The 16,061-nt window shown below is 65.8% G+C and carries 15 protein-coding genes; 2 read left to right on the forward strand and 13 right to left on the reverse strand.

Annotated features, from left to right (window positions below):
- Positions 1-222 precede the first annotated feature (222 nt).
- From ugpQ to ugpB, 5 genes are all read right to left on the reverse strand, one after another.
- A complete protein-coding gene (ugpQ, locus tag AC1Q7H_RS14355) occupies positions 223-993 on the reverse strand; it encodes a glycerophosphodiester phosphodiesterase (RefSeq protein WP_211979870.1) in 771 nt (256 codons plus the stop codon).
- A gap of 2 nt (positions 994-995) precedes the next feature.
- Positions 996-2,096: a sn-glycerol-3-phosphate import ATP-binding protein UgpC gene (locus AC1Q7H_RS14360; protein ID WP_013957189.1), complete on the reverse strand. Its 1,101-nt coding sequence runs from the start codon at positions 2,094-2,096 to the stop codon at positions 996-998.
- A 37-nt stretch (positions 2,097-2,133) separates the two neighbouring features.
- Entirely contained in the window at positions 2,134-2,982 is an 849-nt protein-coding gene (gene ugpE, locus AC1Q7H_RS14365; protein ID WP_013957190.1) for a sn-glycerol-3-phosphate ABC transporter permease UgpE, read from the reverse strand.
- A gap of 12 nt (positions 2,983-2,994) precedes the next feature.
- Positions 2,995-3,876 carry a sn-glycerol-3-phosphate ABC transporter permease UgpA gene (gene ugpA / locus AC1Q7H_RS14370; protein ID WP_013957191.1) on the reverse strand — a complete coding sequence of 294 codons (882 nt, stop codon included), beginning with the start codon at positions 3,874-3,876 and terminating at the stop codon, positions 2,995-2,997.
- A 153-nt stretch (positions 3,877-4,029) separates the two neighbouring features.
- Positions 4,030-5,346 (reverse strand): sn-glycerol-3-phosphate ABC transporter substrate-binding protein UgpB, encoded by a 1,317-nt coding sequence (gene ugpB / locus AC1Q7H_RS14375; protein ID WP_013957192.1) that lies wholly within the window; start codon positions 5,344-5,346, stop codon positions 4,030-4,032.
- Between the two features lie 195 nt (positions 5,347-5,541).
- Here ugpB and AC1Q7H_RS14380 point away from each other — a divergent pair, with 195 nt between their 5' ends.
- The gene (locus AC1Q7H_RS14380) at positions 5,542-6,333 is read left to right on the forward strand and encodes an HAD-IIB family hydrolase (RefSeq protein WP_013957193.1); all 792 of its coding nucleotides are present in this window, start codon (positions 5,542-5,544) and stop codon (positions 6,331-6,333) included.
- Positions 6,334-6,405: 72 nt separating this feature from the next.
- Here the strand turns inward: AC1Q7H_RS14380 and ntrC are convergent, their stop codons facing one another.
- The 4 genes from ntrC to AC1Q7H_RS14400 form a co-directional block, all read right to left on the reverse strand.
- On the reverse strand, positions 6,406-7,953 hold the full coding sequence (gene ntrC / locus AC1Q7H_RS14385) for a nitrogen regulation protein NR(I) (RefSeq protein WP_211979871.1): 1,548 nt from the start codon (positions 7,951-7,953) through the stop codon (positions 6,406-6,408).
- 87 nt (positions 7,954-8,040) lie between these two features.
- The gene (gene glnL, locus AC1Q7H_RS14390) at positions 8,041-9,219 is read right to left on the reverse strand and encodes a nitrogen regulation protein NR(II) (RefSeq protein WP_013957195.1); all 1,179 of its coding nucleotides are present in this window, start codon (positions 9,217-9,219) and stop codon (positions 8,041-8,043) included.
- A 4-nt stretch (positions 9,220-9,223) separates the two neighbouring features.
- Positions 9,224-9,799 (reverse strand): DUF4124 domain-containing protein, encoded by a 576-nt coding sequence (locus tag AC1Q7H_RS14395; RefSeq protein WP_211979872.1) that lies wholly within the window; start codon positions 9,797-9,799, stop codon positions 9,224-9,226.
- Between the two features lie 135 nt (positions 9,800-9,934).
- Positions 9,935-11,350 carry a 3-hydroxylaminophenol mutase gene (locus AC1Q7H_RS14400; RefSeq protein WP_010809454.1) on the reverse strand — a complete coding sequence of 472 codons (1,416 nt, stop codon included), beginning with the start codon at positions 11,348-11,350 and terminating at the stop codon, positions 9,935-9,937.
- Between the two features lie 462 nt (positions 11,351-11,812).
- On the opposite strand from AC1Q7H_RS14400, the gene AC1Q7H_RS14405 reads away from it, so the two are divergent.
- Positions 11,813-12,277 (forward strand): rhodanese-like domain-containing protein, encoded by a 465-nt coding sequence (locus AC1Q7H_RS14405; RefSeq protein WP_010809453.1) that lies wholly within the window; start codon positions 11,813-11,815, stop codon positions 12,275-12,277.
- Between the two features lie 71 nt (positions 12,278-12,348).
- Here AC1Q7H_RS14405 and AC1Q7H_RS14410 read toward each other — a convergent pair whose 3' ends face one another.
- From AC1Q7H_RS14410 to AC1Q7H_RS14425, 4 genes are all read right to left on the reverse strand, one after another.
- A complete protein-coding gene (locus AC1Q7H_RS14410) occupies positions 12,349-13,173 on the reverse strand; it encodes a competence/damage-inducible protein A (protein WP_013957197.1) in 825 nt (274 codons plus the stop codon).
- 12 nt (positions 13,174-13,185) lie between these two features.
- A complete protein-coding gene (locus tag AC1Q7H_RS14415) occupies positions 13,186-14,085 on the reverse strand; it encodes an EI24 domain-containing protein (RefSeq protein ID WP_013957198.1) in 900 nt (299 codons plus the stop codon).
- Between the two features lie 129 nt (positions 14,086-14,214).
- The gene (locus tag AC1Q7H_RS14420; RefSeq protein WP_013957199.1) at positions 14,215-15,189 is read right to left on the reverse strand and encodes a sterol desaturase family protein; all 975 of its coding nucleotides are present in this window, start codon (positions 15,187-15,189) and stop codon (positions 14,215-14,217) included.
- Positions 15,189-16,049, reverse strand: a complete 861-nt coding sequence (locus AC1Q7H_RS14425) for a polysaccharide deacetylase family protein (RefSeq protein ID WP_013957200.1) — start codon at positions 16,047-16,049, stop codon at positions 15,189-15,191. The genes AC1Q7H_RS14420 and AC1Q7H_RS14425 overlap by 1 nt, the downstream gene beginning before the upstream one ends.
- Positions 16,050-16,061 lie beyond the last annotated feature (12 nt).

Raw genomic sequence — 16,061 nt, forward strand, 5'->3', positions numbered from 1 at the left:
TGAGGCGCCTACGCAAACGGCACCGCACGGGTGCCGCATGTGATGGCTTTCTCACAAGGCCCGAAAGGGCAAGTTGTGCGGGGAAGGACCTAAAGTCTTCACGGCGGTAAGAATAGCATGAATTGCCCTGGATCAATGTGGACTTTTCGCGATACGAAACAGCCACCCGCGACAATTCGATGCGCAATCAGCAAATTAACAACATCCGCACAACAATTTGCATCAAGGCGCGATCTGGTCGACGGCGTCGGTGATCAGCCCGTCCAGGCCCCAGGCCAGCAACTGCTCGGCACGCTCCGGGTCATTGACCGTGTAGCTGAGGACCTTGAAGCCGGCAGCATGCGCGTCGGCAATCACCTTGGCATTGAGCACACGGTGGTTGGCATCCAGCGCCACGCAATCGAGCTCGCGCAGCCGGTCCAGCCAGTCCACCGGCAGCTTGTCGAGCAGCAGCGCCCTCGGCAGGTCCGGCGCTACCCGGCGCGCCGCCGCCAGCGAGTCTTCGGAGAAGGACGACAGCAACGGGGGCACTGGCGCGCCGCGCCACAGGCTCTGTGCGTCCAGCGCCACGGCTGCGCCGGTCAACGTCTCCCGGCCCGGAACGGGCTTGATCTCGATATTGATGCAATACCCGTTGGCACAGGTGTAGCGTGCGATCGCCCTGAGTGTCGGCACGGGTTCGCCCGCAAAGGTGGCGCTGTGCCAGCTGCCGGCGTCCAGCTGCGCCACTTCGCCCAGGGTCAGGCTGTCCACCCGACCGCTGCCGGAGGTGGTGCGGTCCAGCGTGGCGTCATGCATCAGCACCGGCTTGCCGTCAGCCGTCAGCTTCACGTCGAATTCGAACATCCGGTAACCGAAGGACGCGCCGTGGCGAAAGGCCGCCAGCGTATTCTCCGGCGCCAGCTTGCCCGCGCCACGGTGCGCGATATGGCGCGGATACGGCCAGTTGTCGGTGGTCACCGCGCCTGGCCAGGTTGTCTGTTCGTCTGCCATGATCAGGCCTCGATGCGCTTGCCCGTGTCGGGCGCAAAGAAATGCAGGTGCTCTGCCGACGACGTCACCGGCAGGCGGTCGCCGGCGCGCACGTGCGCATGGCTGTCCAGCCGCACCACCACCGCCTGTCCGCCGAGCGAACCATAGGCGAAGGAATCCGCGCCGAGCGCCTCGACCACGCGCACATCGACTTCGGCGATGGCCTCATGCGCGGCGCACGGCTCGATATGCTCCGGGCGCAGTCCCAGCAGTGCCTGCTCCGGCAGGTGCAGCCCCATCGGCAGGTGCCCCAGCGTGGCCTTGGCGGCCTCGCCCTCCTTCGCCACCACGCGCATCTGCGCGCTGGTGTCGCCGCCGGCGTTGCGCGCCACCGGGATCAGGTTCATCGGCGGCGAGCCGATAAAGCCCGCCACGAAGGTGCTGGCCGGACGCGAATAGACGTCCAGCGGCGTGCCGATCTGCTCGACGCGTCCGGCGTTGAGCACCATCATGCGGTCGGCCAGCGTCATCGCCTCGACCTGGTCGTGCGTGACGTACAGGCTGGTGGTGCCCAGGCGCCGGTGCAGCTCCTTCAGTTCCAGCCGCATCTGCACGCGCAGCTTGGCGTCCAGGTTGGACAACGGCTCATCGAACAGGAACACCGCCGGCTCGCGCACGATGGCGCGGCCCATGGCCACGCGCTGGCGCTGCCCGCCCGACAGCTGGCGCGGTTTGCGGTCCAGCAGCGGCGCCAGCTCCAGGATGCCGGCGGCATGGTTCACCCGCTGCGCGATCTCGGCCTTGGCCATGCCGCGGATCTTCAGGCCGTAGGCCATGTTGTCGTACACGCTCATATGCGGATAGAGCGCGTAGTTCTGGAACACCATGGCGATGTCCCGCTCGGCCGGCTCCAGACTATTGACGACCTTGTCGCCGATATGGATCTCGCCGCCGGTGATGGTTTCCAGCCCCGCCACCATGCGCAGCAGCGTGGACTTGCCGCAGCCCGAGGGGCCGACGATAACGATGAACTCGCCGTCGGCGATCTCCATGTCGATGCCGTGCACCACCTTGACGTTGCCGGCGTAGGTTTTCTGTACGTTGCGTAGCGACAGTTTTGCCATTGCTGTTGTCCTGCGTGCGCGCGTGGCGCGCCACGCCTTATTTTTCCGTTTCGACCAGGCCCTTGACGAACCACTTCTGCATCAGCACCACCACCACTGCGGGCGGGATCATCGCCAGCATCACCGTGGCCATCACCAGGTTCCAGTCAGTGGCGGCATCGCCCGAGCGCGAGATCATCTGCGTCACGCCCACCACCACCGGCGTCATCGACTTCTGCGTGGTGATCAGCAGCGGCCACAGGTACTGGTTCCAGCCGTAGATGAACTGGATCACGAAGAGCGCGGCGATGCTGGTGCGCGACAGCGGCAGCACCACGTCCCAGAAGAAGCGCAGTGGCCCGGCGCCGTCGATGCGCGCGGCCTCGGCCAGTTCGTCCGGAATGGTCAGGAAGAACTGGCGGAACAGGAAGGTGGCGGTGGCCGACGCGATGATCGGGATGGTCAGGCCGAAGTAGCTGTCGAGCATGCCGAGGTCCGACACCACCTTGTAGGTCGGCAGGATCCGCACCTCCACCGGCAGCATCAGCGTGATGAAGATCAGCCAGAAGAAGGTCTTGCGCAGCGGGAACTTGAAATAGACGATGGCAAAGGCCGAGATGATCGAGATGGCGATCTTCCCGAGCGCAATGCCCAGCGCCATGATCAGGCTGTTCTTCATCATGGTCGAGACCGGCGATGCGGCCTCGCCCACGCCCTGGAACAGCACGGTGCGATAGTTCTCGATCAGGTGGCTGCCGGGGATCAGCGTCATCGGTGCGTCCAGCACCTCTTCCGCGGTCAGCGTGGACGCGACGAAGGTCAGGTACACCGGGAACACCACGATCACGATGCCCAGGATCAGCACGGCGTGGCTCAGGAAATCAAGGAAGGGGCGACGTTCTACCATGTGCTGTCTCCGTCAGTACTGGACCTTGCGTTCCACGTAGCGGAACTGCACCACGGTCAGCGCAATCACGATCACCATCAGCACCACCGACTGCGCGGCCGAGCCCCCGATGTCCATGCCGCGGAAGCCGTCATGGAAGACCTTGTAGACCAGCGTGTTGGTCGAATTGAACGGGCCGCCGTGGGTGACCGCGTCGATGATCGCGAAGGTATCGAAGAACGCGTAGACCACGTTGATCACCATCAGGAAGAAGGTGGTCGGCGACAGCAGCGGGAACACGATCGACCAGAATCGGCGCCACGGGCCGGCGCCGTCGATGGCGGCGGCCTCGATCAGCGAGCGCGGGATGCTCTGCAGCCCGGCCAGGAAGAACAGGAAGTTGTAGCTGATCTGCTTCCAGGCGGCGGCCAGCACCACCAGCAGCAATGCCTGGTCGCCGTTGAGCAGGAAGTTCCATTCCACGCCGAGCTTGCGCAGCGCAAAGGAGACCACGCCCAGCGTCGGGTTGAACATGAACATCCACAACACGCCGGCCACGGCCGGCGCCACCGCATACGGCCAGATCAGCAGCGTCTTGTAGCCGACGGCGCCGCGGATGATGCGGTCGGCAAAATAGGCCAGCAGGAGCGCGGTAGTCAGGCCCACCACGGTCACGCCCACGGCAAAGATGGCGGTGGTCTGGAACGACTCCACGTACAGCGGGTCGTTCCACAGCATGCGGAAGTTGTCCAGGCCGACGAACTCCAGGTTGATGCCGAAGGCATCCTGCTGCAGCATCGACTGGTACAACGCCTGCCCGGCGGGCAGGAAGAAGAAGATCAGCGTGATTGCGATCTGCGGCAAGACCAGCAGATATGGCAGCCACGGCGAACGGAAAACGACGCGTTTTTCCATAAACGGATTCCGGCGAATGCTGCGGGTCGCGGCATCGGACTAGGTACGGAGTTGCGGGCGGTCCCGATCGGTGCGACGGGGCCGTCCACAATGCAAGCGGGCGGAGGTTTCGCCACCGCCCGCTTGTCACATCAGCTTGCTGGCAATACCGGCTTACTCGCGGGCTGTCTTCTGGAAGCGCTCCAGCAGATCATTGCCGCGGGCCACGGCCGAGTCCAGCGCCGCCTTGGGCTCCTTCTTGCCGGCCCAGACGGCTTCCAGCTCTTCGTCCACCACGGTGCGGATCTGCACCATATTGCCCAGGCGCACGCCGCGCGACTTGTCTGTGGTCTTGACCACCATCTGCTGCACCGACACATCGGCACCCGGGTTCTTGTCGTAGTAGCCCGACTTCTTCGTCATCTCGTAGGCGGCCATCGTCACCGGCAGGTAGCCGGTGGCCTGGTGCCAGTCAGACTGGATCTCGGGGCGCGACAGGAAATTGAAGAACTTGGCCACGCCCTTGTACTCGTCGGGCTTCTTGCCGCCCATCACCCACAGCGAAGCGCCGCCGATGATGGTGTTCTGCGGGGCACCCTGCACCTCCGGGTAATACGGCAGTTGCGCCACCGCGAACGCGAACTTGGCGTTCTTGCGGATATTGGCCAGCGATGCCGACGAGCCGGTGAACATCGCGCACTCGCCGTTGTAGAACTTGGCCTGCGACTCGGCCTTGCGCCCGCCGTAGCTGAAGTAGCCCTTCTTCACCATGTCCTGCAGGTTGGTGATGTGCTTGACGTGCAGCGGGCTGTTGAAGAGCAGGCGCGTATCGGTGCCGCCGAAGCCGTTGTTCTTGGTCGCGTACAGGGTGTTGTGCCAGGCCGAGAAGCTCTCCAGGTGGACCCAGCCCTGCCAGTCGGTGGTATAGGCGCAGTTGCTGCCCGAGGCCTTGAGCTTGGCCGAGTACTGCATCACCTCGGGCCAGGTCTTGGGCGGCTTTTCCGGATCCAGGCCGGCCTTCTTGAAGGCGTCCTTGTTGTAGTAGAACACCGTGGTCGAGCTGTTGAACGGGAACGACAGCATCTCGCCCTTGGACGAGGTGTAGTAGCCCGCCACCGCCGGGATATAGGCCTTCTGGTCGAACTTCTCGCCGGCGTCCTTCATCACCGCCGAGACCGGCTTGATCGCACCCTTCGCGCTCATCATGGTAGCGGTGCCGACCTCGAACACTTGCAGGATCGCCGGCGCGCCACCGGCGCGGAACGCGGCGATGCCCGCGGCCATGGTCTCGTCGTAGTTGCCCTTGTTGACCGGCACGATCTTGTAGTCGGACTGGCTGGCGTTGAACTTGTTGGCGATCTCGTTCACCTTGTCGTTCAGCGCGCCCTGCATGGCGTGCCACCACTGGATTTCTACGGCGGCGTGGGCGCTGCCGGCCCCGGTCAGGGCTGCCAGCGCTGCGAGTTTGAGCACGGTACGGGAAAAGGACATCGGTGGCTCTCCTTTGGTCTGTCTGTTCCGGTCGGTCGAAAATCCGACAGCATGTGATTCTTTTATGACAGCGGCATGTTACGCCTGTCGCACCTGCGCAAGCAAATCAGCAGATTCACCAGTATGGCCAGTACTGTGAGTTTTGCAGTGCAATAAGAGCAATTAGCGCCAGATCCACGGTTACAATGGCCCGCCATGCAATCCCTGAACAAGCTCTCTAAAACGGCGTTGCGCAACGTGCGCGGCGTGCTGACCGACATCGACGGCACCCTGACCACCGACGGCCGCCTGCCGGCCTCGACCTACTTGGCGCTCGACGGCCTGCACCGCGCGGGCCTGCACGTGATCCCGGTCACCGGGCGCTGCATCGCCTGGGCCGAGATCCTGACCCGGCTTTGGCCGGTCGACGCCATCATCGGCGAGAACGGTGCGTTCTACGCGCACCTGCACAAGGGCCGCCTGCAGACCCGTTTCCTGGACGATGCCCCCACGCGCGCACGCAACCTGGAGCGCATCCACGCGCTGGGCCAGCGCATCGTGCGCGAAGTGCCGGGCTGCGCGCTGGCCTCGGACCAGGCCTGGCATGCCGCCGACCTGGCCATCGACCATGCCGAGGATGTCGCGCCGTTGCCTGAAGACGCCGTGGCCCGCATCGCCGCCATCATGCGCGAGGCCGGCATGACCGCCACCGTCAGCTCGATCCATGTCAACGGCTGGTTCGGCCTGCACGACAAGCTGTCGATGAGCAAGCTGTGCGTGGCCGAACTGCTGGGCGAAGACGTGGACGCGCGCCGCGACGAATGGCTGTTTATCGGCGACTCGGCCAACGATGCCAGCATGTTCGCCCACTTTCCGCTGTCGGTTGGCGTGGCCAATGTGCGCGACATCCTGCCGCAGCTGCCGGTGCCGCCGGCCTATATCACCGCAGCGGCCGGTGGCGAGGGCTTTGCCGAGATGGCGCAGCGGCTGGTCGAAGCGCGCGGCTAAATACGTCACGCAAAACAAAAAACCGGCCGGGAAAGTCCCGGCCGGTTTTTTTGTCGCCTGCCCTGCCCTGGCTCAGTCGAACCCCAGCTCCTGCAGCTTGCGCGTGATGGTATTGCGCCCGATCCCGAGCCGGGTCGCCGCCTCGACGCGGCGCCCGCGCGTGACACCCAGCGCGGCCTCCAGCACCGCCTTCTCGAAGCGGCGCGTCAGCACATCCATGACCTCCGGCTGGCCGGCTTCGAGCATCGCCCGTGCCTCGCCAGCAAGCAGGCCTTCCCAGCCGGCCGAGGCCGGGGCCGGGACCACCGTCGCCACGGACGCGGGCCGGACCGCGGTGGCCGTGTCGGCCTCTGCCACCGTCGCCGCGTACCCGCCGTAGTCGGCCAGGTCAGGCGCGCTTTCATACTCGGGCGCGCGCACTTCGGCAACGCGCTCAGGCCGCGCCGCATTGACCGGCTCGCTGGCGCCGGCCTCCAGCATCTCGCGCGGCAGGTCCTTGACCTCGATGGTCTGCGCCGGCGCCATCACGGTCAGCCAGTTGCACAGGTTTTCCAGCTGGCGCACGTTGCCGGGGAACGGCAGCGTGCTGACATAGACCAGCGCTTCGTCAGACATGCGCTTGGGCTCGACGCCCAGTTCCTTGGCGCTCTTCTGCAGGAAATGACGCGCCAGCAGCGTGATGTCCTCCGGGCGTTCGCGCAGCGGCGGCAGGCGCAGCCGGATCACGTTCAGGCGGTGGAACAAGTCCTCGCGGAACAGCCCTTCCTTGACGCGCAGCTCCAGATTCTGGTGCGTGGCGGCAATCACGCGCACATTGGCGCGCAAGGGGTTGTGGCCGCCGACGCGATAGAAATTGCCATCGGACAGCACGCGCAGCAGGCGCGTCTGCAGGTCGAACGGCATGTCGCCGATTTCATCCAGGAACAGCGTGCCGCCCTCGGCCTGCTCGAAGCGGCCGCGCCGCATGGTCTGCGCGCCGGTGAACGCGCCGCGCTCATGGCCGAACAGCTCGGATTCGAGCAGGTCCTTGGGGATGGCTGCGGTATTGAGCGCGATAAAGGGCCCGTTGGCGCGCGGGCTGTGCTTGTGCAGCGCGCGTGCGACCAGTTCCTTGCCGGTGCCGGACTCGCCGGTGATCATCACCGTCACGTTGGACTGCGAGAGCCGGCCGATGGCGCGGAACACGTCCTGCATCGCCGGCGCCTGGCCGAGGATCTCGGGCGCATCGACCAGGCGGTCGTCCAATTCTTCCTCGCGCAGACTTTCTTCCAGCGCGCGGCGGATCAGCTCGACCGCCTTGTCGACATCGAAAGGCTTGGCCAGGTATTCGAAGGCGCCGCCCTGGAACGCAGCCACGGCGCTGTCCAGGTCCGAGTAGGCCGTCATCACGATGACCGGCAGGCCCGGATGCCGCGCCTTGATGGCCTGCAGCAGGTCCAGGCCCGATCCTCCGGGCATGCGGATATCCGATATCAGCACCTGCGGCTGGTCGTCTTCCAGCGCGGCCAGCGCATCCCGCACATTGGTGAAGCTGCGCGAGAGCAGGCTTTCACGGGCAAGGGCCTTTTCCAGGACCCAGCGGATTGATTGATCGTCGTCGACTATCCAGATCGGCTTCATGTGCGTCGCTTGTCTGCTCGGTGTCATTTGGTCTTCCGCATGCCCGGCCACGGCGGGTGCACCATCGCTCGCGGACGCCAGCAAAAGCTAGTGCAGTGGCAGCAGGATGCGGAAGTCGGTACAGCCCGGCCTGCTCTCGCATTCGATCAAGCCCTCGTGCTGCTGCACGAAGGTTTGAGCGAGTGTGAGACCGAGTCCGCTGCCGCCATCCCTGCCCGATACCAGCGGATAGAAGATGCGTTCGCGGATGTCTTCGGGGATTCCCGGGCCGTTGTCGATGACATGCAAGTCCAATGCCAGCTTGAACAGACGCTTGGCAATCGTGACCTGGCGCGCCACGCGCGTGCGCAGCACGATCTGCGCATCGCCGCGCGCCATGCGGTCGGCCAGCGCCTGCGCGGCGTTGTGCACGATGTTGAGCACGGCCTGGATCAGTTGCTCCATGTCACCCTGCAGCTCGGGCAGGCTGGCGTCGTAGTCGCGCACGATCTCCAGCCCGTTGGGAAACTCCGCCAGCACCACCGAGCGCACGCGCTCCAGCACTTCGTGGATATTCAGGCTCGATACGATATGCGGATGCCGGTGCGGCTCCAGCAGCCGGTCCACCAGCGTCTGCAGCCGGTCCGATTCCTTGATGATGACCTGCGTGTATTCGCGCAGCGAGCGCTCCGGCAGCTCGAACTCCAGCAGCTGCGCCGCGCCGCGGATGCCGCCCAGCGGGTTCTTGATCTCGTGGGCTAGGTTGCGGATCAGTTCCTTGTTGGCCGAGGTCAGGTCCAGGATGCGCTCTTCGCGTTCGCTGCGCACCTTCTGTTCATTGGGCAGGATCTCCACCACCACGGTGTCGCCCACCGCTTCCAGCACGGCGATCACCACGTGCACATGGGCCGGCTCCTGCAGCGGCGGGTGCAGGATCAGGTCCTGCCGGCGCACGTCGAACTGCCGCGTGACCACCGTGTCGATCATGCTGTGCAGCTCATCGGAACGCCCGAACAGGTCAGGCAGCGTCAGCTCCACCATGCCCTTGCGCGACACGCCGAAGGTGGCTTCAGCCGCCGGGTTCGCAAAGACCACGCGCAGCCCCGGCTGCCGCACCAGCAGCACCGGGTTGGCCACCACGTCCAGGCCGGCATGGAGCGCCACGGCGCCCATGGTCAGCACCTGGGCGCTGCCTTCGGCCGGTGCCGCGTCGGCCGCTGGCGATTCGCCACGGGCGCCGTCGGCACCGCTGACCTTGCGTGACACTCCGCGAATCAGGCGACGCATAAGACTAGTCCTTCAAATTGCCAAGCTCGCGTCGCAGCGACGCCGCATTGGCCTCGCTGCGGGCGATGTCGTCGCGCAGCGCCGCCGTGCGATCGAGGTATTTCTGATAGTTGCGCTCATTGCCCTGGCGCTCCGGCTGACCGTTGTTGTACTCGGCGCGCAGCCCCTGCAGCTTGGCCTCTTCGGCCTGCAGCTCCTGCGCGAGCACCGCGCGGCGCTCGCCGTCGCGGCTCTTCTGCGTGGCGCTGTCCACGCGCGGGAAGCTGGTGCCACCAGCCGCCGCGCCGGCCGCGCTGCCAGCGCCCTTGGCCGGCGCAGCGATGCGCCCGCCCGGGACCGTCACCACCTCCGGCAGGTTCAGCTTCTTGCAGCCCTTGCCGGCGTTGCCATTGCGATACTCGGGCACGCCATTGGGCCCGGTGCAGACATAGACGTCCGAGGACTGCGCGGAAGACTGCCCGGCCCATGTGCCCAGCGTCAGCGCCACGGCACTCACCAGAACAGGGAATCCGATACGAAATTGGTGCAGAGATCGGGGCAAGGTCAGGGTCCGGCGAGCCGTGCGTGAAGAGGCGTCCATGAACATGGCGTTAGGTTTGAACGGGGGTGGAACACGATTCCCCATTCTAGCGAGCAAAGCAGAAAGGGGCAGCCGAAGCCGCCCCTTTCTAGTGCAACTGTTGCCCGGTCACAACCTGCGTCGGGCAAGGGCCGCTTACAGCGAGTAGTACATCTCGAACTCGACCGGGTGCGTCGTCATGCGGAAACGCGTGACTTCTTCCATCTTCAGTTCGATGTAGGCATCGATCATCGAGTTCGAGAACACGCCGCCGCGGGTCAGGAACTCGCGGTCGTTGTCCAGGTACTCAAGCGCCTGGTCCAGGCTCGAGCACACGGTCGGGATCTTTGCATCCTCTTCCGGCGGCAGGTCGTACAGGTTCTTGTCGGCAGCTTCGCCCGGGTGGATCTTGTTCATCACGCCGTCCAGGCCGGCCATCAGCAGCGCCGAGAAGCCCAGGTACGGGTTCATCAGCGGATCCGGGAAGCGGGTCTCGATGCGGCGGCCCTTCGGGTTGGCGACATACGGGATGCGGATCGAAGCCGAGCGATTGCGGGCCGAGTAGGCCAGCTTCACCGGAGCCTCGAAGCCCGGCACCAGGCGCTTGTACGAGTTCGTGCCCGGGTTGGTGATGGCGTTCAGGGCGCGGGCGTGCTTGATGATGCCGCCGATGTAGTACAGCGCGAATTCCGACAGGCCGGCGTAGCCGTTGCCCGCGAACAGGTTCTGGCCGTCCTTCCAGACGGACTGGTGCACGTGCATGCCCGAACCGTTGTCGCCAACGATCGGCTTCGGCATGAAGGTGGCGGTCTTGCCGTAGGTGTGGGCGACGTTCTGGATCACGTACTTCTGCATCTGGGTCCAGTCGGCGCGCTGCACCAGCGTGCTGAAACGGGTGCCGATTTCGTTCTGGCCCTGGCCAGCCACTTCGTGGTGGTGGACCTCAACGGGGATGCCCAGCGATTCCAGGATCAGGCACATTTCCGAACGCATGTCCTGGAAGGTGTCGATCGGGGCGACCGGGAAGTAGCCGCCCTTCTTGCCCGGACGGTGGCCGCTGTTGCCGTGCTCGAATTCCTTGGCCGACGACCACGGGGCTTCTTCGGAGTGGATCTTCACGAAGCAGCCTTGCATGTCGACGTTCCAGGTCACGCCGTCGAAGATGAAGAACTCGGGTTCCGGGCCAAAGAAGGCGGTGTCGCCCAGGCCGGTGCTCTTCAGGTAGGCTTCGGCGCGCTTGGCGATGGAACGCGGGTCGCGGTCATAGCCCTTGCCGTCCGACGGCTCGACCACGTCGCAGGACAGCACCAGCGTCGGCTCTTCGTAGAACGGGTCGATGTGGGCCGTGTTCGAATCGGGCATCAGCAGCATGTCCGAAGCTTCGATACCCTTCCAGCCGGCAATCGACGAACCATCGAAGGCGTGGCCGCTTTCGAACTTGTCTTCATCGAAGTGCGACACGGGCACGGACACGTGTTGCTCCTTGCCTTTGGTATCGGTGAAACGGAAATCGACGAACTTGACGTCGTTTTCCTTCACAAGCTTCATCACGTCTGCAACGCTGTGGGCCATGCCAATCTCCTGGATATTCGGCGGAAGTCTGAGAAAGCCAATTCTTGGGCCTGTCGTCACCGGCGCCGATGCATACTCTGCCGCGCCGTCCCGACCAGCCACGAAAGGACGAGGAATGTTAGCAGAAAGCGTGCCATGCAAACGCCCCACTGCCACCGGCAGCCCGAAAAATGTGCAACGTCGGCGAACCGCGCACCGCGGCGGCGTCAGTGTCCGGTCGTGCAAGCAGCTGCTCCGCTGCCGAGTGGCGCACCGGTTACACGCACTTTTGTGTAGCGCCTCCTAATGAAACACCATAATGGTGCATTCAGCAAGACGCCGCACTGTAACAGTGCGTGCGCACCAAAAAGAGTCATCGGGCGCCCCGACAGCCGGCAATCAGGTTTCGAACCGGCCCGGCGCTATAGAATAGTGTGTTGCGGTCTTGCCGCCTCCATTTCATTCCTCAAATTTGTCACGCAGATGACCACCCGAGACGATCTCCTCCAGGCCGCCCGCCAGCGCCAGCAACAGAACCAGCTCCCGTATTTCGGCGCGCTGTCGCCGCAGGAAGCCTTTGCGCTGCTGCAGAACGATCCTTCCGCCGTGCTGGTCGACGTGCGCACCCAGGCCGAGCTGGATTGGGTCGGTGGCGTAGACGTGCCCGACGCGCAGTTCGCCCACGTCGAATGGATGTCCTATCCGGGCGGCGCGCAGAATGCCCGCTTTGTCGAAGAGCTGAGGGCACGCGTGCCGGCCGACGTGCCGGTGCTGTTCCTGTGCCGCAGCGCGGCGCGCTCCAAGCACGCCGCGCGCGTGGCCACTGAAGCCGGCTACCACTTCGCCATGGATGTGCTGGAAGGCTTCGAGGGCAACCGCGATGACCACCACCACCGCAAGACTGTTGAAGGCTGGTGCGTGCGCGGACTGCCGTGGCACGGCGCCTGATCGCGGTCGGGCCAGAATGAGAGAAGGGGCAGCCAAGGCTGCCCCTTCTTCTTTTTGCGACCCGTGGCGCCTTAAGCCTGCGCCGCTTCGCGCGGCGGCTGCTCCACGGTCTCGAACCCCATCGCCTGCACGCCTTCGAGCAGCATCGCATAGGCCGGCGCCAGCAGATCGGCCGGGCCCTTGACCCCCAGGTCGATATGGCGGCGCGCGAAGCGGTCGCCGCGCTGCACGTCGCCGACCGACGGCAGGCTGAACACGCGGATGCCCGGATGCGCCGCTTCGACCTTCTCCATCAGCGGCGTCAGCGTGGACTCCGGCGCTTCGAACACGTAGAAGGCCCGCTCCTGCTGCTGCACCTGGTGGAACAGGTGCGCATAGTCGTGGTCCAGCACCCATTCCATCATAGGCCATGCCATCACCGGAAATCCCGGCATGAAGTGGTGGTGACCGACCGAAAAGCCCGGGATGCGGTTGTAGCTGTTGGGGATGATGCGCGCGCCCTCGGGGAACTCGCCCATCTTGAAGCGGTGCTGGTTTTCCGGCAGGTTCAGGTCGGCCTTGACCGGGTCTCCGCCGGCGGTCTCGGCAATGCGCAGCGCGATCAGCTCGCGCGCCTCGGGATGCAGCACCAGCGGCACGCCCAGCGCCGCGGCCACGCACTGGCGGGTGTGATCGTCCGGCGTGGCGCCGATGCCGCCGGTGCAGAACACCACGTCCGGGCCGGCCAGCGTGCGCCGCAGCGTGGCGGTGATGCGGGCGCGGTCGTCGCCGACGTATTCGGCCCAGTCCAGCGCCAGGCCGCGCGCGCCCAGCAGTTCGATGGTGCGGCGCAGATGCTTGTCTTCACGCCGCCCCGACAGGATCTCGTCGCCAATGACGATCAGGCCAAAACCCATATTGCCCTCGCTTCAGGAATTTTCGATGCGGCGTACGTCGGTCGGCGCCAGGTCGATGACGTCGCCGTCAGGCGCCGGCTTGCCCGGCTGAGGCGCCGGCGGCTGGGCCGGCACCGCCGCGCGCTCGGCCCGCAGCTGCGCCAGCGCGCGCAGGCAGAAGTGGCCGAACCACAGCGCCGAGAAGATAAAGATCAGCACATAGAGCCACAGCGTGCCGGCCAGCACGAACGGGAACAGGAAGATCACTGCCGCCGACGACACCCACAGCAGCGTCGGCGCCGAGCCCAGCAGCCCGACCGCCACCCCGATCACCAGCAGCGGCGTGCGATGACGCCGCACCAGCGTCTTGCGCTCTTCGGCGCTGGCGTGGTCGGCGAGCGCGTCATACGTCATCACGCGGTAGGTCAGCCAGCCCCACAGCACCGGCGGGATCAGCGCAAAGAACGGCGGGATCAGCCACAGCGGCAGCGTCACCAGCACCAGCACCAGGAACACCAGCGTGCTGCCCAGCGACTGGAACACGCTGCCCAGGATGCTGCCGCCATGGGCCTTGGCCAGGTCCGGGTAGCTGCGCTCCAGGTGGCGCACCACCGCCGGCACCGAGAACACGCCGATAAACATCAGCATCGAGGCAATCACCAGCGGGATCGCCAACGCCGCCACGAACAGCGGCGCCACGATGGCGCGCATCGATTGCAGGCCGAACCAGTCGAGCGCGCTGTAGATCCAGCTGGTCAGGATGGAGGTTTCCAGGAAGCTGCGCGTGGCGCCCATGATGGGGTCCCAGCCCCACCAGAGCAGGCCGCCCCACAGCAGCGTGGCCAGGACGAAAGGCAGCACGGTCAGCATCAGCATGCGGGGATGCAGCTGGCTGACCAGCGCGCGGCCAAACGAGCGGAAGATATCGTTCATGCAGTCGAAGGCAAACAGGAGGAAAGGCGCCGGGCGCGGCAGAAGTCCGACTGGGCCGGACCGGCGGCAACCCGAAACACTAGCATACGCCACTTGCCGCCGCGGCGGACTGCCTCCAGACCCGCTGGTTCAGCGCAGCCGCAGCAGCCGCTTGATGCCGTACCACTGATGCGCCAGGAAGCCCGCACCGTAGTCGTGGCCCTTGCCCAGCGGCGGCGGCAGCTGGTCGCGGATGCCGGTCGGATGGTAGGTCTCGGTGAAGACCGCGGTGCCGAACAGCATGTCCCACCACGGGAAGATCACGCCGTAGTTGCAGCCGCCCAGCCTGGACGGTGCGCCTTCGGCCTCATGGCCGATGCCCACGGCGTGGTGGGTGCGGTGAAAGCGCGGCGAGATCAGCAGCCGCTCGCCGATGGCGCCGAAGTTCAGCCGCACATTGGCATGCTGCAGGCTCTGCAGCAGCTGCGACAACGCCACCAGCAGCACGTACTGCGACGGCTCCACGCCCACGCCCAGCGCCACCAGCGCGAACACCAGATCGCGCAGCATGTCGTCCAGCAGGTGGTTGCGGTTGTCGCTCCACAGCGTCATCTGGCGCTGGCTGTGGTGCACCGCATGCAGGTGCCACCACCAGCGGAACGAATGCGACAGCCGGTGGTACCAGTAGTCGAGGATGTCGAACAGCAGCAGGTAGACAAAGAAGCTGACCAGCGGCACCGAGGTCACGCCCGGCCACCAGTCTTCCACATTGATGCGGTGCCAGCCCATCAGCCGCAGGTCGCCTTCCAGGGCGTCGGTCAGCGGCGCCAGCAGGAAGAACATGGCCAGCCGGAACAGCCCGAGCCGGTGGATCACCGTGTAGAAGATATCGGTGCGGATGGCGGCGCGGTCGGATACCGGCTCGACCGGGCGCCATTTCTCCAGCGGCCCCAGGATCAATGCCATCACCACGATCTGCACCAGGCCCACCAGCAGCCATTCGGTGCCGGTGAAGGCTTCCTCGGCATAGCGGCCAAACCCGAGGTCGTAGACCACGGGCAGCACCACGTCCTGGAACAGCGTGCCCTCAACCTGGCCGATCCAGCCGTTCAGCGTCTCCCACATTACCGCCTGCCCTCCTTTTGTCCCACCGCCTGCGGCATGGCGATCCAGTCGCGGTAGGCCGGGTGCTCGCGCAGCGTCGCGAAACAGAATCCCTTGCGCTCAAGACCGGCGAGCAGCGGCTCCAGCACGCCAGGCGCCCACGGATCCTTGCGCGACCAGATGCCCAGGTGCGCCATGGTGATATCGCCGTCGCGCAGGTTGGCCAGCGCGCGCTCCAGCAGCGCCGCGTTGGGATAGCGGTCGGACGACAGCTCATCGCCCAGGAACCCCGCCGGCGCCCAGCCGACGTGGCGGAAGCCGCACTGCTCGGCCCATTGCACCGTCTGCGGTGCGGTGCGCCCGCCCGGGGCGCGCCACAGCGGCACCATGGCGGCGCCGGTCATGGCATGGAAAGCGTCGGCGCTGCGCCGCAGCTCCTGGCAGAAGCCGACCGCGTCCATGGCCATGTCCTTGCCCGCCTGCGCGCCGAACTGCGGCCGCATGGTCACATGGCCGGCGCGCACGCTGCGCAGGTAGACATGGTCGAAGGTATGCGTGCCGAAGGCGTGGCCGTCGGCCACCAGCGTCTTCCAGTATGGCGCCCAGGCTGGGTCCAGCGAGCTGTCCTGGCGCACGGTCGGCTCATTGGCCAGGAAGAAGGTGGCGCGGATATGGTGGCGGCGCAGCGTGTCGGCGATCAGCTGCGCCTGGCTCATGCTGCCGGTGTCGAAGGTCAGGTAGAGCGTGCCGGCCGGGCACGCCTTGGCGGCAGGCTGGGCGGCATCAGCCGCCTGCAGCGCGGACGGCAGGCCGCAGGCAAGCGCCAGCGCGGCCAGCAGCTTGCCCAGCCGTCCGGATCGCGATGCCCTGGTGTCGTCCATGGTCCCTGCCCT

The organism is Cupriavidus sp. GW823-FHT06D04 (assembly GCF_058795055.1).